This window comes from Longirhabdus pacifica, from assembly GCF_004115085.1.
Lineage (GTDB): Bacteria > Bacillota > Bacilli > Paenibacillales > DSM-105158 > Longirhabdus > Longirhabdus pacifica.
In genome coordinates this window covers 1-1,376 of record NZ_QXJP01000056.1, presented here as the reverse complement: position 1 = coordinate 1,376, position 1,376 = coordinate 1, and the positions used below count along the sequence as shown (strand labels likewise).

3 protein-coding genes are annotated in these 1,376 nt (G+C 33.1%); 1 reads left to right on the top strand and 2 read right to left on the bottom strand.

The window, feature by feature from the left end:
* Positions 1-4: 4 nt before the first annotated feature.
* Positions 5-97: an IS3 family transposase gene (locus tag D1Z92_RS17945; RefSeq protein WP_370741244.1), complete on the top strand. Its 93-nt coding sequence runs from the start codon at positions 5-7 to the stop codon at positions 95-97.
* Here the strand turns inward: D1Z92_RS17945 and D1Z92_RS17030 are convergent.
* Together D1Z92_RS17030 and D1Z92_RS17025 are read right to left on the bottom strand one after the other, a co-directional pair.
* Positions 81-395 (bottom strand): hypothetical protein, encoded by a 315-nt coding sequence (locus tag D1Z92_RS17030; protein ID WP_128896869.1) that lies wholly within the window; start codon positions 393-395, stop codon positions 81-83. The genes D1Z92_RS17945 and D1Z92_RS17030 overlap by 17 nt on opposite strands.
* Before the next feature lie 96 nt (positions 396-491).
* The coding region (locus D1Z92_RS17025; protein ID WP_164931698.1) for an erythromycin esterase family protein at positions 492-1,376 on the bottom strand (885 nt) is incomplete at its 5' end.

Sequence of the window (1,376 nt, the reverse complement as noted above, 5' to 3'; positions counted from 1 at the left end):
CTATGTGCACTGGTATAATCATATTCGAATTCATGGAACATTGGGCTACATGAGCCCTGTTCAATATAAACTAGCTGACCTTAAAAAAGTTGTCTAGCTTTCTGTTGACAATCCAAATTGTATTCTGAAACTCCATGAGAGCTTTCTCCAAGCATGACTATTCTTTTGTCTTTGAGAACGTCTTTTAGAAACTCTAAATCACTGTAATCTGTACTATCCAATGAAATAGATTGAATTTCATTCGTCTCGTTTACCTCGGTTGTCTCTTCTTCATGATCTATAATGTTTTTGTCCTCTGTGTCTGTCACCTCTTGTTCTGTGCAGCTAGATAGAAGGACAACCATGCATATAAATAGCATCGCATATACACCTTTGGATATTGTTAAGTTTTTCATATACATATCTCCTATTCAATATTAGAACAAACTTTTACTTGTCCAGTGAATGTATTGTGCAAACACAACTTCAACCAAACATGTTAATGATTCTAATTATCTAACATAATTCGGAAAATTTACGTCTTCAATCAGTATAAGACCATCATACTGTTCACTAGGTATATATTTTTCTTCATATTGATGACTACTACCCACTGTCTTACCTATAGCCTCACTATTCCACCAATATGTATTATTTTCATCATCCACTCTATCAATATTCAAGAAAGAGACTGGATAATTAGGTTCATTGAGAAGGTTTTCAACAGAGTTAGCCTTATGATTGCTATATACGGGCATAACATTTCTATCATTAAACGCAGAATTTCCACTGTGCATATATAATCCAATGCCATACGCTTGCTCTTTTATCTCCGCTGGTAATTGCTCTGTCATATTAACAAGTACATAATTATCTTCATTTTTCACCATTGAATAATTTTTCATAATGTGAGCGTTATGCGCCCACACAATTAATTTTTCGTCCGGGTACATTTCTTCTAAAAGCCACACTAAATTATCCGACATTACTTTGTCTCTTGCATTATCTGCGAAATTAGTAAAACCAACACCATTAGGGTAGTTTACTCTAATGAAATTTTCCGTTAAAGATCTAATTCTTAGGCTAAAAATTCTTTCTACTAATTTAGTTACATCTTCGTTTACATCTTTTTTCAGAGATGAATGCAACTCATTCCATTCATTTAATACATTTTCATACTTTACGATTAATGCTTGTTGCTTCTCTTCTCCATCTTCAGGGAAATCTCCAGCTTTTATCACGCTAATGAAATTATAATAATCTAATTCTAGCTCTTGTACGTTTTGTGCAAATGTAGCATCAAATTTAAGAAAATAATCATACAACAAATTATTCGTATGGGGCTGCATGTCAAATCCAGCAATTTGAATAGGATTAGAGGTGTTTTTTTGTTCTTT

What these genes read in the sequence shown, in the direction of transcription:
- D1Z92_RS17030 (WP_128896869.1), bottom strand. Translation starts at nt 395, where the DNA reads ATGAAAAACTTAACAATATCCAAAGGTGTATATGCGATGCTATTTATA.